This is a genomic window from Salegentibacter sp. T436, assembly GCF_001932675.1.
In the GTDB taxonomy this organism is placed as follows: domain Bacteria; phylum Bacteroidota; class Bacteroidia; order Flavobacteriales; family Flavobacteriaceae; genus Salegentibacter; species Salegentibacter agarivorans.
This window is the reverse complement of the sequence record NZ_CP012872.1, coordinates 2,046,857-2,062,437: the sequence shown is the minus strand read 5'-3', so window position 1 is coordinate 2,062,437 and position 15,581 is coordinate 2,046,857. Positions and strand designations below refer to the sequence as shown.

Sequence of the window (15,581 nt, the reverse complement as noted above, 5' to 3'; positions counted from 1 at the left end):
TTTATACATTTACATCATCAAAATCAAGTTTTTATGAAAAAAATAGAAGCCATTATTAGAAAATCTACGTTTGATGAAGTTAAGAAAGCACTTCATGAAACCGAAGTCAATTTTTTTAGCTATTGGGATGTTACCGGGGTAGGTAATGAAAAACAAGGTCACGTTTATCGGGGAGTATCTTACAGCACTAGCGATATTCAGAGACGAAAAATTTCACTGGTAGTATCAGATGAAAATGTTCATAGTACTGTAGAAACAATTCTAAAAGCTGCGCATACAGGCTCTGTAGGAGATGGGAAAATATTTGTGTCTCCCGTAGAAGAAGCCTATCGCATAAGAACAAAAGAGAAAGGCACCGATTCCCTTTCTTAAACTAATCAACTCATTATAAAAATAACTTTTATGGAATTACTTACTACTAATAATGTTTGGATGATGGTGTGTACCGCGCTGGTATTTTTTATGCACCTGGGCTTTTCACTGCTTGAAGTTGGACTTACAAGGCAAAAAAATGCCATTAATATCCTTTTTAAAAACGTATTTATAATTTGTGCCGGGCTACTTACTTATGCCATTATCGGTTTTAATCTTATGTACCCAGGCTCTTTTATCGCCGGATTTATTCCAGATTATTTCTTCGACCTTTTTGGGTTAAGCGCGCCGGTGGCAGATGGTGCTTTAGACTTAGCCTATAACGAAGGTTACACTTACTGGACAGATTTTCTCTTCCAGGGAATGTTTGCTGCAACTGCGGCTACAATAGTTTCTGGTGCAGTTGCTGAACGAATTAAACTGGGAAGTTTTATGCTGTTTTCTGTGATCTATATTACCATTGTTTACCCTATTGTTGGTTCCTGGAAATGGGGCGGCGGTTTCTTAGACGGACTCGGTTTTTACGATTTTGCCGGTTCTACCCTGGTTCATTCTGTAGGAGGATGGGCAGCTTTAATAGCTATTTATTTACTGGGTGCGCGTTTAGGGAAATTTGGTAAAGATGGCCAATCTCACGCCATCCCTGGCCATAATATTCCTTTAGCTACTGCAGGAGTATTTATTCTTTGGTTAGGCTGGTTTGGTTTTAATGGTGGTTCAGTACTTTCAGCCGATCCTTCTTTAACTTCTATTACCCTTGTAACAACTTGTCTTGCTGCGGCAGCCGGTGGAATTTCTGCCTTCGTGGTTTCTACAATTGCTTATAAGAACTACGATCTTACCATGTTCCTAAATGGAATTTTAGGTGGGCTTGTTGGTATTACTGCAGGAGCAGACCTTATGTCACCATTAGACGCCGTACTTATTGGTCTTGTTGCCGGTGGAGTTATTGTCTTAGGTGTTGCACTGGTTGAAAAACTTAAATTAGATGATCCTGTTGGTGCTGTGGCTGTTCACCTGGCTTGTGGTATTTGGGGAACTCTGGCGGTAGGAATTTTTGGAAGTATGGCCGGTTTTAATCAACTACTTATACAACTGGCAGGCGTAGGAATAATTGGTGCTTTCTGCTGCATTACAGCTTTCGGGATTCTTTCAATTATTAAAGCCACAATGGGCTTAAGGATGGAAGAAAAAGAAGAAACTGAAGGCCTGGATGCTCACGAGCACGGGATGGATGCTTATGCCGAATTTGGAACAGTACAGGAAAGATAATTTTTCAAAAAAAAGGAGCGCTTGGCGGAGCGCTCCCTATAAAGTAAACCTCTCATAAAGCTTTGCTCAACACATTTCACTCATTAAACAAGACTATTAATTATGAAAAAATTTACTATTACAAATATCCAAAAAATATTCCTTTTAGGCGTATTCTTCGGACTAGGTTCTGGCCTTCAGGCTCAGGAAACTGAAACAACTGAGGTTGAAAGCTTTATGTCAAAATTTAGTATAAGCGGTTCTGTAGACAGCTATTTTAGAACCAATTTTAATGGATTAAATAAGTACGAATATAATGATGCGGGTGAACCAATTGCAGGTCCACAGGCACCCGCTTCTTCTTTTGCAAACGATCCCGGTTTTGCCATTGGGATGGCCAATGTAATTTTAGGATATGAAGGAGAGAAAGTAGGATTTGTAGCCGATTTGGTTTTTGGACCTCGTGGAGAAGATGCGGTGTTTGCTTCTGCTGCACCCAGTAATATCGTAAACCAATTATATGTTTACTGGAACGTTTCAGACGCAGTTACTTTAACTATGGGAAATTTCAATACATTTCTGGGTTATGAGGTAATCTCTCCGGCTGCCAACTTCAATTATTCTACTTCGTATATGTTTTCTTACGGACCATTTTCTCACACCGGAATAAGAGCTGATTTCACCATTGATGATAATTGGAGTGCAATGCTGGCTGTAATGAATCCAACTGATTGGACAGAATTTAATCCTTATGGAAAATATTCTTTTGGAGGTCAACTTGGCTATTCAACCGGGGAAGGCAGTGCTTTTTTGAACCTAATTTATGGGGAACAAATGCCCCTCTCAGATGAAGCTACTTTTCAAATAGATTTAACTACCGGATGGGATTTTAGCGATGCCTTTTATTTGGGATTAAACACCACTTATAATACTACTGATGGAGAAGGGTTTTATGGTGCAGCTGTTTATCCACAAATCCAGACTTCAGAGAATTTTGCTATTGGTTTAAGAGCAGAATATTTTAAAGAATTAGAAGACGGTGGGCCGGTTTATGGTGCAGATGCCGAAGCATTGGACTTCACCCTTACCGGAAGTTATACTCTTGGAAGCCTTACCCTTAAACCTGAATTACGTTTAGATAAAGTATCTAACACAACATCACCGGTGTTTTTAAATTCAGATTTAGAAGGAACCGATAATCTTTCATCTTTTGTGCTAGCTGCGATTTATGCTTTTTAAAACAAATATTTGATTTTTTGATACCTGTTGAAATAGTTGTTTCTGAATGATTATCAGGTGGGAAATTAACAACAAATAAATTACAATTATTAGCATAGAAAGGATTATGTAGTAAAAGATCAACAAATTGGAATCACCCTCCGGTATCCTTAAGTCTGAATACCGTCCGCCGGAGTTGGTGGTTTCGTAGTTATTAAATTATACGTTTCAACACTCGTGAGCATCAGCAGTTTTTTCCTGAATTAACCTTCAGCTTTATAATATTTTGCTTCCCCCAGGTATTCCCTGATTTTGTCGTTATAAGCTTCACTTAATTTAAGGTCTAAAATACCCTCAATCTCATATAAAGCTTCCATATCGTCAAATCCGGTTTTTAATAAATCTTCAAGATATAAAAGGGCGGTTTCGTGATCGCCATCGTGACCCGCAATTTTAATGATGTTTAAATAAGCCTCAGGATCTTCCTTATCAAATATAGTTCTAAGTACACTAACAAACACTTTAGAACGCGGTGTGGCCTGGGAATTCACATACCCATCGTAATAATTTTTGCTAAGATTATCTAGAAAACCTTGCAGCCTGCTAGCCATTTTTTGTTTAGGTCCGCTAAACTTTTCTTCGTTTTTCTTTAAATCTTCTACCTGGACAGCCCACCAGCCCACATTTTCGAAATTTGAAGTCACCACATCGGTTTCCATATAATAAATATATTCTTCCTGTTTAGCTTCTTCAGATGCTGCTACATTTCGGTAATCCCTTCTCTGCTCTTTAAAGGCTTTATTCCTTCTTATATTTCTTATTTGATCGCGCAAATCTACGTCTATATCAAAATCTTCATACTTATCTTCTATTTGCTTCAGTTTTTCGAAAGCCTGGTAATAATTTCTGGTACGCCTTAAAACTTCGGCATATTCTACTTCAGCATCAAAAAGTGATTTTACTAAATTTAAATCTTTAGTCCTTTTACCTTCTTTCATCGCATTCAGGGTAAAGCCGGCTACCGCATTCCTAATCACATCCACATCTGGCCACTCTACATCTTCTTCACAGGTATAATAATTTATTTCCGTTGGAAAGTTTTTACTGTCCAGGTAGTTTTCAATTTCCTCTAAAACGAACATAGAATTATTACTATCGCAAGCCAACGCACTAAACATAAATTTATTATTGATATTTAAATATTCGGTATTTATCCAGGCATTTTCTACCGCCAATACTCCTGAAACGTTATTGTAAAGAAAAGGCAGTGCCGTAGCCAGTTGGCCGCCGGCTGAAAGACCCGCCACGTAAACCTGTTTGCGATCTATAGACAGCATCCCGTCTACCTGGTTAATAAAGGGAGCTACTTTGTCCAGGTTATTTTTTAAAGAATCTTGTTTTAAATTTAAATTAGAAGAGGCAATTATATAAGACTGTTCTTCGGCTACTGTTCTAAAAAGCTGGGTGGTTGCTCTTCCCCGGCCTTCGTGATCAAAAACAAAGATTACCGGCCATTGTTCCTTTTGATTAAAATTTTGTGGCAGATAAATTGCAAAACTACTCGCCGTGGTATCGGCAGTTGGTATAGAATCTACAATTTTACCAAGAGGAAGTTCTATTTCTTGCGCATTGCCAAATTGAAAAATAAAAGTAAAAAGCAATATTAAAATTGGTATCCTTTTCATCATAATCTTAAATAATTAATATAAATATAAGCATAGATATCAAAGATCGTGCATAAAAAAGCCCTCATCATAGATGAAGGCTAAATAATTATATAGGTGAGATAGATTCTATTTTTTTATTCGTTGTAATCTCATTTGGTCTTTTCTAAAAAACAAACGCGCAACTAAAGAGACTACTAATAAGTCTGCAAAGATTAAAAACAACACCCTCACTACTTCAATACCGGCAAAATTTAATCCGGAAAATCCTATCGCACCGGTTAATGCCGCTACGATTAGATATAATGTACTATACTTTCTCATAATGTAATTTCTTTTTTGTAAAAATAGCTATAGTATAGTCGTCATGGTATTAACAAAATTACAATTTGCTATACTTTAACTAAAACAAAATTTGAATTAAGAATTTCGTTAAAAACAGGTGAAAAAGCAAAAGGATTTAACGAATTTCTGAATTTTAATTATTAAAAATAAGCGAGTTTAAAATGTAAAGAAAGGAAAGTATTAAAAAACATTAGAATCATTTTATTTTACTCTTATTTATAGCTGCAAAATCTACTACCTGGGAAAGTACAATATGGGTTTTGGTTTCTCCATAAGTAATAAGTTTATCAATAAATTCTTCCAAATGAACCTGATCCCGAAGAACAACTTCCATAATTATATTTTCATTACCGGTAATGCGATAACAATTATTAACTTCTTTAAATTCTTTTACTTTTTCTAAAAATGGTTTTAATCTTCCCATAAAAGCCCTAAGCGTAATAATTGCTTTTAACTGGTAACCTGTCCTATGATAGGAAATTTGGGTTTTATAGCCTTTTATAATCCCGGCATCTTCCATTTTTTTTACCCTTTCTGCCACGGCCGGGGAGCTTAAACCTACTTCCCTACCAATTTCGGCAAAAGAATATCTGGCATTTTCCTGCAATCGTGTTAAGATTGCCCAGTTAAGCTCATCTACTTGCATATTAAAGTTTTTAAATATAAATACCTTAAATTTAAAGGTAAAACATCTCATTGAAATTAAAACACAAAGATAGACTATTTAATTTCTCATTAATTTTATGCTGAAATTAAATAAAAATGGCTCAGGCTTTCCCTAATAATACATATCACATGCCGGTTTACCGGAAAGCGCTGGAAATCTTTAAACTTTCCAGGGCAATGGCGGTGCATTTTACCCAGGATAAGCACGTTGTGGAAATGGGATTTTCAGCCTGCCCTAAAGACCGATATGCAGGAGACCTTGTTTCTGAATCGCTTCAACTTGCTCCCGGTATAGCTTCAGTGGCTACAGCAAAAAGTTCTGGTTCCCGTTTAGAACGAATTAGAAATATTAGGAAAGCGAGTAAAAGTCTACAATTACTCTGTAAAAATCTAGAATTTTCAGGAGCTAAAGAACATGAATTTCTAAATTTACTTAAGAAAGAAATTCATATTTTCGATAAGATGATTGCAGACTGGATTCAACAAATTAGAAAGGTGTAAGCTTCAAATTTAGAAGAAAGCGATTTTAATCCCTTCAATAAGCATATTGGTTCCTATAATTGCTATTATTAGTCCCATTATTTTTTCAATCACAATAATCTTATTTTGTCCAATAAACCGCACCAGGTAATCACTGGAAATAAATGCCAGGTGGTTTAAAACCATAATTAATCCGAACATTGCTACAATAATCGCCATATCTACATAACTAGCGGTGGTAGTATAGTTCATGGCGGTTACAATAGTTCCCGGCCCGGCAAGAATTGGAATTGCCAGTGGAGAAATTGAGATTCCTTCGTTAAAATCAATTTCGGTTTGGTTATCAATACTAGATTGCTGCGCCCTAATCATTTCAAAACCTACAAAAAACACAAGGATTCCCCCGGTAATTTTAAAGGCAGGAATTGTGAGACCAAAAAGTTGAAAAATGTATTTTCCCAACAGAATAAATCCTGTAACAATTACGAATGCCGTGAAAGTCGCTTTTTTAGAAATAAAACGCTTTCTTTTTCCATCGGCCTGTTTGGTAAGGCTAAGAAATATAGGAATATTCCCCACGGGATTATTAATCGCGAAGAATGCGGTAAACGCACCTATGGCATATAACCAGATATTTTCCATAGATTTAAATTTTTGGCACTTACGAAGTTACAGGTTAAATTTTAGAAGCTGCAAAACTAATCTGAATTTTAGCGCTGCCCAATAAAAAAGATGAAAATTTTAAAGCACCTTCAAACCTTGCAATTAAAATATTCCGTTTTTAGAAAATTGAAGAAATAACCGGGGCGGTTCATGGAATGATATTACTGAAACCCTGAGATAAAATTATTCTTAAATTAAAAATCCCAATGAGGCTTTCGCCCATTGGGATGATTTATCAATAACTCTGTAATATTAAAGCCGTGATCGCCAGGCTCATCACTTCATTTTTTTTCTAATAAACTGCTTTAACAACATTCCGGTTTTAAAGATCCCGATATCGCTGCGCTTATCGGGATAAGCGATTCGCACGCATTCTCAAAGCTTTTCGCTTTGAGAATGCGGCTCTCTGCTTACATATTTCTTCTATATTGCCCGCCAACCTCAAACATCGCCTGGGTTATTTGGCCCAAAGAACAAACTTTGGTGGCTTCCATTAATTCTTTAAAAATATTCTCATTTTTAATAGAGGCCTCTTTAATTTTCTCTAAAGCTGCTTCAGCTGAATCTTCTTTGGCTTTGTGAAGCGTACGCAAAGTTTTAAGCTGATGCTGTTTTTCTTCTTCCGTAGCTCTAATTACTTCTCCCGGTGTTACCGTTGGTGAGCCGGTAGAACTTAAAAACGTATTTACACCAATAATTGGATAATCGCCATTATGCTTTAAAGTTTCATAATGCAAGCTCTCCTCCTGGATTTTCCCACGTTGGTACATAGTTTCCATCGCGCCAAGAACTCCGCCTCTTTCGGTTATTCTATCGAATTCGGTTAAAACGGCTTCTTCTACAAGATCGGTTAATTCTTCGATAATAAAAGAACCCTGAATTGGATTCTCGTTTTTCGCAAGTCCCAGCTCTTTATTGATAATTAACTGAATAGCCATTGCTCTTCTTACCGAAGCTTCGGTTGGCGTGGTGATCGCTTCATCATACGCGTTGGTATGCAATGAATTACAATTGTCATAAATCGCGTAAAGTGCCTGAAGCGTAGTTCTAATATCGTTAAAATCTATTTCCTGCGCGTGTAGTGATCTACCTGAGGTTTGAATATGGTATTTCAACATTTGCGCCCTTGGATTTGCACCGTACTTATGTTTCAGTGCTTTAGACCAAATTTTTCTGGCTACACGTCCTATTACTGCATATTCAGGATCTATTCCGTTAGAAAAGAAGAAAGAAAGGTTTGGACCAAATTTATTGATATCCATTCCCCTGCTTAAGTAATATTCCACGTAAGTGAAACCATTAGCCAGGGTAAATGCTAACTGTGTAATTGGATTTGCACCCGCTTCAGCAATATGATATCCGGAAATTGAAACCGAATAAAAATTCCTTACTTTTTCTTTAATAAAATGTTCCTGAACATCACCCATTAAACGTAAAGCGAATTCCGTAGAAAAGATACAGGTATTTTGTGCCTGGTCTTCTTTCAAAATATCAGCCTGAACAGTTCCACGAACCACGCTAATAGTTTTTTCTTTAATTTCTTCATAAACCTCTGCCGGTAGAACCTGGTCTCCGGTTAGTCCTAAAAGCATTAAACCAAGTCCGTTGTTTCCTTCGGGCAATTCTCCACGATAAACGGGACGGTCTAAATCACGATCATCATAGAGTTCTTTATATTTCGCCTCAACTTTATCCTCCAGCCCGTTTTCTTTAATGTATTTCTCACATTGCTGATCTATAGCCGCATTCATAAAAAAACCAAGCAACATTGGCGCCGGTCCATTTATAGTCATACTTACCGATGTCCTGGCATCTGCCAGATCAAAGCCTGAATAGAGTTTTTTAGCATCATCCAAACAGCAAATAGAAACCCCGGAATTTCCAATTTTTCCATAAATATCGGGACGTTCATCTGGATCGTTTCCGTAAAGCGTTACCGAATCAAAAGCGGTAGAAAGCCTTTTTGCGGGTAAGCCCATACTCACATAATGAAATCGGCGGTTGGTACGCTCTGGCCCACCTTCACCGGCAAACATTCTTGTAGGATCTTCGCCTTGTCTCTTAAACGGATAAAGACCTGCGGTATATGGAAATTCTCCCGGAACATTTTCCTGAAGGCACCATTTTAAAATATCGCCCCAGGCTTTATATTTCGGAAGTGAAACTTTTGGAATTTGTGTATGTGAAAGCGACTCGGTATGTGTATCTATTTTAATCTCTTTATCACGAACTTTAAAGGAATAAACAGGCTCTACATATTTATTTACCTTCTCCTGCCAGCTCTGGATCACTTCCCAGTTATAAGGATCGAGGTCCATTTTTACACGATCAAATTCAGCAAAAAGAAGCTTTAGAAAATCTTTTTGGGAATCTTCGGCAAACTCATTTATTTCTTCCTGGTTAATGCCGTGTTTTTCTAAATATTGAGATTGATTATTTGTCATTTCCAAACCAGAAACCGACTCGATAGTTTTGAAAACTCCATATAGTTTTTGAGCTACTTCAGCCTGGTTTGCAGCTTTCTCGTCGTAGCTTCTGTTATTTTCAGCAATTTCTGAAAGATAACGTGTTCGTTTCGGTGGAATTACGAAGATCTTTTCACTCATTTCTGCTGAAATCTCAAAAGTAGAATTCAGATCGGCTTTAGTTTTTTCAGCAATCTTATCCATAATTTGACGATATAGGGTGTTCATCCCCGGATCGTTAAACTGAGAGGCGATGGTTCCAAAAACCGGAAGTTTCTCAGCGTCTTCATGCCATAATTGGTGGTTTCGCTGATATTGCTTTTTCACATCACGCAAAGCATCCTGTGCACCACGTTTATCAAATTTATTGATCGCCACTAAATCGGCAAAATCAAGCATATCAATTTTCTCTAACTGCGTAGCTGCACCAAATTCCGGGGTCATCACGTATAGAGCAACGTCAGAATGATCCATAATTTCGGTATCACTCTGCCCAATTCCGGAAGTTTCGAGAATAATTAAGTCGAATTCAGCAGCTTTTAAAACTTCAACGGCTTCAGCCACGTGTTTAGAAAGTGCAAGGTTAGATTGGCGGGTAGCCAGCGAACGCATATAAACGTGCTTGTTGTTTATGGCATTCATCCTAATTCTATCTCCCAGCAAAGCGCCGCCGGTCTTCCTTTTAGAAGGATCTACAGAAATAATCCCGATATTTTTCTCAGGAAAATCACCTAAAAATCGGCGTACCAATTCGTCTACCAAACTGGATTTCCCTGAACCACCGGTTCCGGTAATTCCAAGAACTGGAATTTCGCTTTTATCTGTGTCTTCTCTTAAAGGTTCAAAATGCTTCAGAAAAGAATCGTGTTTATTTTCAGCCAGGGAAATTAGCCTTGAAATAGTATTTACATTCTTATTTTTTAGATCTTCAGCAACAGATTTCTCTTCAACCAAATCGCGAGTTTCAGTATCCACCCGCTTTACCATATCATTGATCATTCCCTGGAGTCCCATTTCACGGCCATCGTCTGGCGAGTAAATTCGGGTTATCCCGTAATCCATCAATTCCTTAATTTCTTCAGGAAGAATTACTCCGCCACCACCGCCAAAAATAGCGATATGACCGGCGTTCTTCTCCTCAAGCAAATCGTGCATATATTTAAAATATTCGGTGTGACCTCCCTGATAGGAAGTCATTGCGATAGCCTGCGCATCTTCCTGGATGGCGCAATTCACAACCTCGTCTACACTGCGGTCGTGACCAAGGTGAATTACCTCAACTCCCGTAGATTGGATGATTCGGCGCATTATATTTATTGCTGCATCATGTCCATCAAAAAGCGAAGCTGCGGTAACGATTCTTATTTTATTTTTAGGCGTATATGGTTTTTGTTGTTCCATTTGTAATGATATCGTGTTTTTGGTACTGCAATTTACGAAAATTGTAATTCTCAGGAGCCTTCCGTGATATTAATATAATTCTAAAATCAGGCCTAATGAAACAGCTCAAATTGTTTAATTTTATCTTTTAAAATCCTGCTATGTCAAAAATTACGCTTCTTATCCATTGCCCTGACACTTCAGGAATTATTGCTCACGTTACCTCCTTTTTTTATAAAAAGCAGGGCAATATTATTTATATAGATCAATATGTAGATGTAGAAAATACTGTTTTCTTTATGCGTCTGGAATGTGAGTTTAATGCGGAAACCAATATTAGCGCCACCAAAGAAGAATTTAAGGAAACTGTTGCTGAAAAATATAATATGTCCTGGGAAATGTATTCAGACAATACACTACCCAGAATGGCCGTTTTTGTTTCTAAATACGACCATTGCCTTTATGATATTTTAAGCAGGTATAAATCAAACGAACTAAAGGTATTTATACCATTAATTATTAGCAATCATAAAGACCTTGAGCTGGTAGCACAAAATTTTGGAATTCCGTTTCATCATATTCCCGTAACTGCCCAGACAAAAGAAAAAGCTGCTGAAATCCAGCTGGAATTGCTTCAAAAAGAAAAAGTAGATTTTATTGTCCTGGCCAGGTATATGCAGATAATACCAAAATCTTTAATAGCACGTTTTCCCAATCGAATCATTAATATTCACCACTCCTTCCTGCCTGCATTTGCCGGAGCTAAACCATATCACCTGGCTTACAAACGAGGTGTAAAAATAATTGGAGCTACCAGTCATTACGTAACTGAAGAGCTAGACGCTGGCCCTATAATTGAACAGGATATCACCCGCATTTCACATAGCCATTCAATTAAAGACCTTATTTTAAAAGGAAGAGACCTGGAAAAAATTGTTTTAGCCAAAGGAGTGAAATATCATATTGAAAGAAAAACCTTGGTTTTCAATAACAAAACTATAGTTTTTATTTAACAGCTGTTTTCCCGACCAATCGGTTTCTTTCCAAAAATGGTACATTTGCAAAAAAGCATTCTATGAAAAAGATTACTCTCATTTTAAGCATATTTATTTTCTCCTCCTGTGCTGAATTACAAACAATAGCCGAAAATTACCCGCAAGCAGGCGTTAGCAATACCGAAATAGCTTCAGGTTTGCGCCAGGCTTTAGATATGGGAATTGAAAAGCAAGTCACTAAACTTACCGAGGAAAACGGGTTTTACAACAATGATCTGGTAAGAATTACGTTGCCGGCAGAACTGCAAAAGGTAGACAAAACCCTCCGCGATATTGGGCTGGACGCTTTAGCAGATCAAGGCTTAAAAGTATTAAACAGGGCTGCTGAAGAAGCAGTTAAAGAAGCCACTCCAATTTTTGTAAATGCCGTAAAAGAGATCACGTTTAATGATGCGCGAAATATTCTATTAGGCCAGGATAATGCCGCCACAATGTATCTTACCGGCAAAACCGAAGAGCCTCTTTACAGCAAATTTAATCCTGTTGTAACCAATTCCCTGGAGAAAGTAGGTGCTACTGAAGTATGGACCAATATTATAAACCGATATAACAGTTTACCGCTAACCAGCAATGTGAATCCAGACCTGGCCGATTATGTAACCAATGAAGCTTTAAACGGTGTTTATACAATGATCGCGTTTGAAGAAAAAGAAATAAGAGAAAAGGTTTCTGCAAGGACTACAAATCTTTTACAACGAGTATTCGCATTACAAGACAACCAGTATTAAAAGGGCATCTCTAATATTTTAACATTTAAAGCCTTAAAGAAAGATTTTTTACATGAACATTAACGCCGACTTAGCAATCCTTTGCGGTGTTGGCTCCTATCTTTGCATCAAAGACGAAAACAAATTATGTTCAAAATCTTTGAAACAAAATCTACAGAAGAATGCCTCTGTGATAAGTATACTCACCTTATGCACAAAGCTTACAAGCTGGCACTTACCGATAAAGAGGAAAGTGACCGCTTAAACGCTCGTGCAAAATCCATTCTAAGGGAACTTCGAAGAATGAATTATGATAAAATAGATTATTAGCTTCTAAGCGTTTTAAAATAATCTATTGCTCCCACCAATCTTGATCCGTACCAGCTAAAATATTCCCCGTCTACCAGTTGAATTTCAATATTTAATGCTGAAAAATATTCTTTATGTTTCTCTTTAAACGGATAAGGCTCTGAAGAAAGTAAAATTACATCGGGATTTTTGGCTTTTATTTCTTCAAAAGAAGTTTCGGGATATCGAGACTCTTTAAATACATTTTCAAACTTATTAAGTTTTAAAAGCTCGTCTATAAAAGTTTCCTTACCGGCCACCATTAAAGGTTTTTTCCAGATAAAATAGGCTACTTTTTTTACCGGTTTATCCTGAAGTTTTTCCTGTAGAACCACAATTTTTTCCCTAACGGAATTTACCATTGTTCCCACTAAAGCTTCTTTCTGAAAGATCTCACCGTATTGATGCATCAATGTAAAAGCATCGTCAATTTTCACAATATCTGAAACATGTACGGGAGCAATTTCTTGTAGCTCTTCCACCATTTCTTTGGTATTCTCCTCTTTATTACAGAGAATAATATCTGGCTCTAAAGCTTTGATTTTTTCAATCTTAACCTGCTTGGTACCGCCTACTATGGTTTTGGTTTTCCGAAGATATTGGGGATGAACGCAGAATTTTGTGATGCCTACCAGGTTTTCCTCCAAACCTAAGTCTACCAGAAGTTCGGTTTGACTGGGAACTAATGAAATAATTCGTTTTGGAACGTTGGGAAGGGAAATCTTTCTTTGTAATTGATCTATCACTTCCATGTTAGAATTTTAAAGTTTACTCAACTCTTCTGCCATTTGCTGCTGAAGCACTTCAGCTTTGGCTCCAGCTATTTCAGCGAAATTTGAAGATTCTGAAGCATAAATAATCTTTCGGGAAGAATTTACTAAAAGACCAACGTTTTTAGTCATTCCGTATTTACAAACGTCTTCCAGTTTTCCGCCCTGGGCACCAACACCAGGTACTAACAAGAAATTTTCAGGAATAATCTCCCTTATTTCTTTCAGAAATTCAGCTTTAGTCGCTCCCACAACGTACATCAAGTTCTCAGAATTTTTCCAGGTTTTAGAGGTTTTAAGTACTTTTTTATAAAGTTCTTCGCCATCAATTTGCTGAGTTTGAAAATCGAAAGCACCTTCATTAGAAGTTAAAGCCAGTAAAATTGCCTGCCGATTGTCAAATTCCAAAAATGGCTCTACTGAATCTTTCCCCATATAGGGCGCCACCGTTACCGAATCAAAACCGAGATCCTGGAGAAAAGTTTTAGCATACATTCTGGAAGTATTACCAATATCGCCACGTTTGGCATCAGCAATGGTATATATTTCGGGATATTCGTGGTGAAGATAATTGATTGTTTTTTCTAAAGCCTGCCACCCTTCAACTCCATTAGCTTCATAAAAAGCGATATTAGGCTTATAAGCCACGCAAAATTTATGCGTAGCGTCTATTATAGCTCTATTGAATTCAAAAATAGGATCGTCTTCAGACAATAAATAGGTGGGAATCCTATCTATATCCACATCAAGTCCCACACATAAAAACGATTGCTTTTTAAAGATCTGTTCAGTTAATTCTTGTGGGGACATAGGTTATTTTTTTGTAATTAATATGATTCAAAATAAAAAGAAAATTCCGCTTTCGCGGAAAGTAATTCTTAAAATAAAATATTTGTAATCCTTAAAAAAAGAGACCTCCGCCTTCGCGTAGGTGACAGTTTAAAATATATCTGAATTTTCTTTAAGCTTCTCTGTATTTTCTACAAATCGCAATTCGTCCAGTATTTTTTGAATATCCCCATTTATGATGTTTGAAAGATCATAAAGCGTAAGATTTATACGATGATCTGTAACCCTTCCCTGGGAATAATTATAGGTTCTAATTTTTGCACTACGGTCACCACTGGAAACCATAGAATTTCTTTTAGCAGCATCCGCTTCCTGCTTTTTAGCAAGTTCCATTTCATATAAACGGGAACGTAATACTCTAAAGGCTTTCTCTTTGTTCTTATGCTGCGATTTTTGATCCTGGCACTGTGCCACCAATCCTGTAGGCTCGTGAGTCAATCGCACGGCAGAATAAGTAGTGTTCACCGATTGCCCACCGGGACCGGAAGAACAGAAATAATCTATTCTCACCTCTTTTGGATCTATTTCTACATCAAATTCTTCAGCTTCAGGAAGTACCATTACGGTAGCTGCAGAAGTATGCACACGACCCTGTGTTTCGGTTTGTGGCACACGTTGTACACGGTGTACACCGGCTTCAAACTTCATTGTACCATAAACATCTTCACCAGAAACTTCAAAAATCATCTCTTTAAATCCGCCACTGGTACCTTCGCTATAATCTACAATATTATGCTTCCAGCCTTTGCTTTCCACATATTTGGTATACATTCTATAAAGATCTCCGGCAAAAATACTAGCCTCATCACCACCGGTACCGGCCCTAATTTCTATTACCACGTTCTTGGCATCGTCTGGATCTTTTGGAACCAGCATCATCCTAATCTTTTCTTCCAGCTTTGGCACTTCCTTTTCGGCTTCTTCCAATTGCATTTTGGCCATTTCGGTCATTTCCGCATCGCTGCCATCGGCAATAATTTCTTTGGCTTCTTCAATATTATTGGTGAGTTCCAAATATCTTTCGCGCTCATCCATTAAAGCCCTAAGATCTTTATATTCTTTATTTAATTCTATGTATCGCTTTTGATCTGAAATCACATCGGGCTGAATAATAAGATCATTCACCTCATCAAAACGCTGCTTTACTACATTAAGCTTCTCAATCATATAATCACACTGATTTTAGGAAAACAAATTTACGATAAATTGGGCGAATTATAAGATTGAAAAAAGAATTGTAAATTGAAACGATCTTACGACTTTTATGATAAGCAAAACCAAGGCAATATTTTATTTTTACAAGCAATTTATTTTGATATCTATTTTGCTGAATTTTGTATTTCTATTT

The 15,581-nt window shown here is 37.2% G+C and carries 15 protein-coding genes; 7 read left to right on the top strand and 8 right to left on the bottom strand.

The annotated features are described in order from the left end of the window. The first annotated feature begins 33 nt into the window (after positions 1-33). The 3 genes from AO058_RS09115 (at position 34) to AO058_RS09105 (ending at position 2,862) form a co-directional block, all read left to right on the top strand. Positions 34-372: a P-II family nitrogen regulator gene (locus tag AO058_RS09115; protein ID WP_075326155.1), complete on the top strand. Its 339-nt coding sequence runs from the start codon at positions 34-36 to the stop codon at positions 370-372. A 30-nt stretch (positions 373-402) separates the two neighbouring features. Then, a complete protein-coding gene (locus AO058_RS09110) occupies positions 403-1,644 on the top strand; it encodes an ammonium transporter (protein WP_075326154.1) in 1,242 nt (413 codons plus the stop codon). Positions 1,645-1,746: 102 nt separating this feature from the next. Next, a complete protein-coding gene (locus AO058_RS09105; RefSeq protein WP_075326153.1) occupies positions 1,747-2,862 on the top strand; it encodes a porin in 1,116 nt (371 codons plus the stop codon). A 242-nt stretch (positions 2,863-3,104) separates the two neighbouring features. Here AO058_RS09105 and AO058_RS09100 read toward each other — a convergent pair whose 3' ends face one another. The 3 genes from AO058_RS09100 to AO058_RS09090 form a co-directional block, all read right to left on the bottom strand. Continuing rightward, positions 3,105-4,529: a hypothetical protein gene (locus tag AO058_RS09100; RefSeq protein WP_075326152.1), complete on the bottom strand. Its 1,425-nt coding sequence runs from the start codon at positions 4,527-4,529 to the stop codon at positions 3,105-3,107. A gap of 105 nt (positions 4,530-4,634) precedes the next feature. Further along, the gene (locus tag AO058_RS09095; RefSeq protein ID WP_075326151.1) at positions 4,635-4,829 is read right to left on the bottom strand and encodes a DUF1328 domain-containing protein; all 195 of its coding nucleotides are present in this window, start codon (positions 4,827-4,829) and stop codon (positions 4,635-4,637) included. 217 nt (positions 4,830-5,046) lie between these two features. Next, complete coding sequence (locus AO058_RS09090; protein ID WP_075327935.1) at positions 5,047-5,496, bottom strand: Lrp/AsnC family transcriptional regulator; 450 nt, start codon at positions 5,494-5,496, stop codon at positions 5,047-5,049. Between the two features lie 116 nt (positions 5,497-5,612). Here AO058_RS09090 and AO058_RS09085 point away from each other — a divergent pair, with 116 nt between their 5' ends. Further along, a complete protein-coding gene (locus tag AO058_RS09085; protein ID WP_075326150.1) occupies positions 5,613-6,017 on the top strand; it encodes a hypothetical protein in 405 nt (134 codons plus the stop codon). A gap of 9 nt (positions 6,018-6,026) precedes the next feature. On the opposite strand, the gene AO058_RS09080 is transcribed toward AO058_RS09085, so the two are convergent. Continuing rightward, complete coding sequence (locus tag AO058_RS09080; protein ID WP_075326149.1) at positions 6,027-6,638, bottom strand: MarC family protein; 612 nt, start codon at positions 6,636-6,638, stop codon at positions 6,027-6,029. Between the two features lie 431 nt (positions 6,639-7,069). Further along, positions 7,070-10,525, bottom strand: a complete 3,456-nt coding sequence (locus tag AO058_RS09075; RefSeq protein WP_075326148.1) for a methylmalonyl-CoA mutase family protein — start codon at positions 10,523-10,525, stop codon at positions 7,070-7,072. Positions 10,526-10,665: 140 nt separating this feature from the next. Between AO058_RS09075 and purU the strand changes: the two genes are divergently transcribed. From purU to AO058_RS09060, 3 genes are all read left to right on the top strand, one after another. Continuing rightward, entirely contained in the window at positions 10,666-11,517 is an 852-nt protein-coding gene (purU, locus tag AO058_RS09070) for a formyltetrahydrofolate deformylase (RefSeq protein ID WP_075326147.1), read from the top strand. 62 nt (positions 11,518-11,579) lie between these two features. Beyond that, complete coding sequence (locus tag AO058_RS09065; RefSeq protein ID WP_075326146.1) at positions 11,580-12,287, top strand: DUF4197 domain-containing protein; 708 nt, start codon at positions 11,580-11,582, stop codon at positions 12,285-12,287. Positions 12,288-12,413: 126 nt separating this feature from the next. Then, positions 12,414-12,596, top strand: coding sequence for a Lacal_2735 family protein (locus AO058_RS09060; protein WP_075326145.1), 183 nt, complete (start codon positions 12,414-12,416; stop codon positions 12,594-12,596). Here AO058_RS09060 and AO058_RS09055 read toward each other — a convergent pair. From AO058_RS09055 to prfA, 3 genes are all read right to left on the bottom strand, one after another. After that, the gene (locus AO058_RS09055) at positions 12,593-13,366 is read right to left on the bottom strand and encodes an ABC transporter substrate-binding protein (RefSeq protein WP_075326144.1); all 774 of its coding nucleotides are present in this window, start codon (positions 13,364-13,366) and stop codon (positions 12,593-12,595) included. The two genes, AO058_RS09060 and AO058_RS09055, sit on opposite strands and share 4 nt — an antisense overlap. A gap of 9 nt (positions 13,367-13,375) precedes the next feature. Continuing rightward, on the bottom strand, positions 13,376-14,194 hold the full coding sequence (gene pyrF, locus AO058_RS09050) for an orotidine-5'-phosphate decarboxylase (protein ID WP_075326143.1): 819 nt from the start codon (positions 14,192-14,194) through the stop codon (positions 13,376-13,378). A 129-nt stretch (positions 14,195-14,323) separates the two neighbouring features. Next, positions 14,324-15,400 (bottom strand): peptide chain release factor 1, encoded by a 1,077-nt coding sequence (gene prfA / locus AO058_RS09045; protein WP_075326142.1) that lies wholly within the window; start codon positions 15,398-15,400, stop codon positions 14,324-14,326. Positions 15,401-15,581: the final 181 nt, after the last annotated feature.

Bases quoted from the DNA above. Each gene is read 5' to 3' on its own strand.
- pyrF (WP_075326143.1), bottom strand. From the start codon at position 14,194: ATGTCCCCACAAGAATTAACTGAACAGATCTTTAAAAAGCAATCGTTT.
- AO058_RS09065 (WP_075326146.1), top strand. From the start codon at position 11,580: ATGAAAAAGATTACTCTCATTTTAAGCATATTTATTTTCTCCTCCTGT.
- AO058_RS09085 (WP_075326150.1), top strand. From the start codon at position 5,613: ATGGCTCAGGCTTTCCCTAATAATACATATCACATGCCGGTTTACCGG.
- AO058_RS09100 (WP_075326152.1), bottom strand. From the start codon at position 4,529: ATGATGAAAAGGATACCAATTTTAATATTGCTTTTTACTTTTATTTTT.
- AO058_RS09060 (WP_075326145.1), top strand. From the start codon at position 12,414: ATGTTCAAAATCTTTGAAACAAAATCTACAGAAGAATGCCTCTGTGAT.
- AO058_RS09095 (WP_075326151.1), bottom strand. From the start codon at position 4,829: ATGAGAAAGTATAGTACATTATATCTAATCGTAGCGGCATTAACCGGT.
- AO058_RS09105 (WP_075326153.1), top strand. From the start codon at position 1,747: ATGAAAAAATTTACTATTACAAATATCCAAAAAATATTCCTTTTAGGC.
- prfA (WP_075326142.1), bottom strand. From the start codon at position 15,400: ATGATTGAGAAGCTTAATGTAGTAAAGCAGCGTTTTGATGAGGTGAAT.
- AO058_RS09110 (WP_075326154.1), top strand. From the start codon at position 403: ATGGAATTACTTACTACTAATAATGTTTGGATGATGGTGTGTACCGCG.
- AO058_RS09090 (WP_075327935.1), bottom strand. From the start codon at position 5,496: ATGCAAGTAGATGAGCTTAACTGGGCAATCTTAACACGATTGCAGGAA.
- AO058_RS09115 (WP_075326155.1), top strand. From the start codon at position 34: ATGAAAAAAATAGAAGCCATTATTAGAAAATCTACGTTTGATGAAGTT.
- purU (WP_075326147.1), top strand. From the start codon at position 10,666: ATGTCAAAAATTACGCTTCTTATCCATTGCCCTGACACTTCAGGAATT.
- AO058_RS09075 (WP_075326148.1), bottom strand. From the start codon at position 10,525: ATGGAACAACAAAAACCATATACGCCTAAAAATAAAATAAGAATCGTT.
- AO058_RS09080 (WP_075326149.1), bottom strand. From the start codon at position 6,638: ATGGAAAATATCTGGTTATATGCCATAGGTGCGTTTACCGCATTCTTC.
- AO058_RS09055 (WP_075326144.1), bottom strand. From the start codon at position 13,366: ATGGAAGTGATAGATCAATTACAAAGAAAGATTTCCCTTCCCAACGTT.